Origin of the sequence: Microcystis sp. M109S1, from assembly GCF_020247025.1 — a bacterium.
GTDB lineage: Bacteria > Cyanobacteriota > Cyanobacteriia > Cyanobacteriales > Microcystaceae > Microcystis.
This window is the reverse complement of sequence record NZ_JADBRW010000139.1, coordinates 1-3123: the sequence shown is the minus strand read 5'-3', so window position 1 is coordinate 3123 and position 3123 is coordinate 1. Positions and strand designations below refer to the sequence as shown.

At 43.9% G+C, this 3123-nt stretch carries 3 protein-coding genes; 1 reads left to right on the top strand and 2 read right to left on the bottom strand.

The genetic code is table 11. The annotated features are described in order from the left end of the window. Positions 1 to 209: 209 nt before the first annotated feature. Positions 210 to 1139 carry an NAD(P)H-dependent glycerol-3-phosphate dehydrogenase gene (locus IM322_RS06560; RefSeq protein WP_287672419.1) on the bottom strand — a complete coding sequence of 310 codons (930 nt, stop codon included), beginning with the start codon at positions 1137 to 1139 and terminating at the stop codon, positions 210 to 212. Positions 1140 to 1268: 129 nt separating this feature from the next. Here IM322_RS06560 and IM322_RS06555 point away from each other — a divergent pair, with 129 nt between their 5' ends. Continuing rightward, entirely contained in the window at positions 1269 to 1700 is a 432-nt protein-coding gene (locus IM322_RS06555) for an NUDIX domain-containing protein (protein ID WP_287672420.1), read from the top strand. Between the two features lie 59 nt (positions 1701 to 1759). On the opposite strand, the gene IM322_RS06550 is transcribed toward IM322_RS06555, so the two are convergent. Further along, positions 1760 to 2977: an ABC transporter permease gene (locus tag IM322_RS06550; RefSeq protein WP_286824619.1), complete on the bottom strand. Its 1218-nt coding sequence runs from the start codon at positions 2975 to 2977 to the stop codon at positions 1760 to 1762. Between the last annotated feature and the right edge of the window lie 146 nt (positions 2978 to 3123).

Genomic DNA, 3123 nt, shown 5'->3' with positions numbered 1-3123 from the left:
GTTAAGAATTTATAAATATTGCGGAATGTTAATTTAAATATTCTCAAGCTTGTGGAGTCAATAGATAATTTTTGCTTATCTTTGACAAAAAATAGAACTCCTGCAAAATCCAACATCTACCATTGGGTTAGGATTCAGTATGACTTGGCATCATCTCCCCACTCCCCAACCCCCCACTGATTACTGATCACTGAAAAATCTCTTGTCTCTCAATCAAATTCTGCTTTTAAATCGCGACGCATCAATTCATAAACGGCAACTTGGGGAGAAATTTCCCCGCGCAAAAGACGATCAACTTGACAGGTAATCGGTACATATAAATTTTTTTCTTGGGCAATTCTCATCAAAACTTCTGTGGTATTTATTCCCTCGGCAGTTCCCTCTAACTTTGCTAAAATCTCAGGCAAAGATAAACCTAAAGCTAATTGATAACCCACTTGATAATTGCGAGATAAAGGACTATTACAGGTAGCTAATAAATCCCCTAAACCCGATAAACCGAAGAAAGTTTCTTGACAACCTCCTAGACAAGTTCCCACCCGAACTATTTCCGGTAAAGCGCGAGTTAACAGGGCAGATTTGGCATTAGTACCTAACTGTAAACCATCGCAAACCCCAGAAGCGATCGCCATGACATTTTTGAGAGTGCCACCTAACTCAGTCCCCAAGGGATCGCTATTAAGATAAACCCGAAAAGATTCCCCAGATAATAATTTTTGTAACAATATCGCCGCTTTTTGCACATAACTTGCTACCACCGTCGCAGCGGGTAAACCTTGATTAATTTCTTTAGCTAAATTGGGACCGGAAAGAACCACAAGGGGATTAGCGGGAAAAGCTTGATTCCACAGATGAAAAGGGGTACGAGTGGTGATTGGCTCTAATCCTTTAGTAGCGGTGACGATAATTATGCGAGAATTTAATTGTAATTGCTGTAATTTTTCGATCGTTGGAACAACTCCTTTAATCGAAACTGCTGAAATAATTACCTCAGTATCTGCTATAATAGCCCCTAAATCTTCCCCACTATGACGCGACCAAACCCTAACAGCTAAGTGATTAAGTCTAGCCAAATTAGCGAGAGTTTGTCCCCAAATTCCCCCACCTATAACCGTAATTTTCTTGGCATTTTCTAACAACTTTTATTCTCCTCCTTATTAGCGATCCCTGATCAGTTACTGGTTAGAAAGGATTCGATTTCAAGGTTATGAGTCTTAATTGAAATTATTCACCGATTACCGATAACTGTTCACTGATAACTGAAAAAAATGACAAACTATCGCAATCCTGCCCCCACTGTTGATATTATCATCGAACTGATCGACTCGCCCCACCGTCCGATCCTGCTGATTGAGAGAAAAAATCCGCCCTTTGGCTGGGCAATTCCGGGGGGATTCGTGGACTACGGTGAATCAGTGGAAACGGCGGCCATTCGGGAAGCTTACGAGGAAATCAGTTTACAGGTGCAGTTAATCGAGCAATTTCACGTCTATTCCGATCCTAACCGCGATCCACGTCAACACACCATTAGTATTGTTTTTATCGCCACGGCAAAAGGCCAACCGATCGCTGCCGATGATGCCAAAAAAGTCGGGATTTTTCAACTCTGGGAATTCCCCCAACCTTTATGCTTTGATCACGATCGCATTCTCAATGATTATCGTCGTTATCGGGATTATCAAATTCGTCCCACACATTAGAAAAACGCCGCTATTAAAGCAATCCTTGCCAAAAACGTCCCCGAAAAGAAGTTAAAAAATTATACACTTCTGAGGGCGACAATCGGTTGCAATTTAGAGGCACGATAAGCGGGAAAAACGCCAAAAAAGAGACCAATACCCGTGGAAACACTCAAAGACAGGGCGACGGCGCTGGCGGAAACAGTGGCAGCCAGGGGAGAGAAACTGGAGACTAGAACGATCGCACCTGCACCGACGAGAATACCAAGCGCACCGCCGGCGATGGAAACGAGAGTTGATTCAATCAGAAATTGTAAGAGAATATCCTGTTCTCTGGCTCCGATCGCTTTTCTTAGTCCGATTTCCCCAGTTCTTTCCGAAACCGAAACGAGCATAATATTCATCACCCCGATACCACCGACAATCAGGGAAATACCGGCGATTAAAGCCAAAAGTAGGGTTAGACCCCGAGTAATCGTGCCGAAGATTTCGATCATCTGTTTAGCAGTTTCGACGCGAAAATCATCCTCAGCCACGATTTTATGGCGTAAACGCAGGAGATTCTGGATTTGGAACTTAGCAGCGCGGATTTCCTCCCCCGATCGGGCTGTGAGACTAATCCAACTCAACTCGACACCGTAGGGTCCGGTTTTGCCCACCAGTTGCGAGTTCATGGTGCTAAGGGGAATAATCAGCATTTCATCCTGATTATTGCCAAAAAAGGAGCCTTTCGCCTCTAAAATCCCGATCACCTCAAAACTGAGATTTTTGATCCTCAGCTGTTGACCGAGGGGATTTTGGGTGGGAAAAAGTTGCGCTGCCACTTCAGTGCCGATCACCGTTACCCGTTTGTTGCGGGCTAGATCGATATTATTGATAAAACGACCTTTTTCTAGGGTAAAATTGCGGACAGAAGCGTATTCTGGGGTGCTTCCCGTGACTAGAGCCGTCATGTTGCGATTACGATAGGAAATCAGGAAACGAGCGTTTATTTCCGGGGCGACTTCAGCGACAGTGGGAACCTGTTCGGCGATCGCCTGAGCATCGGCTAAAACCAAGGTTTTCGGTAAATTAACGGTGGTATTGCGTGCTTGTCGCGACCCTGGCACCACAAAAATGGTATTGGGTCCCAAGTTAGCAAACTGGTCATTGGCTAAGGTTTGCGCCCCTTGGCCAATACCGATCATGGCCACTACTGAAGCGTTACCGATGATAATCCCTAACATGGTCAGGCCGCTACGCACTTTATTGGCCGCTAGGGTGGAGACGGCCATTTTTAAACTTTCGATGATAAACATATCAGTTATCAGTTATCAGTTATCAGTTATCAGTTATCAGTTATCAGTTATCAGTTATCAGTTATCAGTGATCAGTTATCAGTTATCAGTTATCAGTTATCAGTTATCAGTTATCAGTTATCAGTTATCAGTTATCAGTTATCAGT

Bases quoted from the DNA above. Each gene is read 5' to 3' on its own strand.
- IM322_RS06555 (WP_287672420.1), top strand. From the start codon at position 1,269: ATGACAAACTATCGCAATCCTGCCCCCACTGTTGATATTATCATCGAA.
- IM322_RS06550 (WP_286824619.1), bottom strand. From the start codon at position 2,977: ATGTTTATCATCGAAAGTTTAAAAATGGCCGTCTCCACCCTAGCGGCC.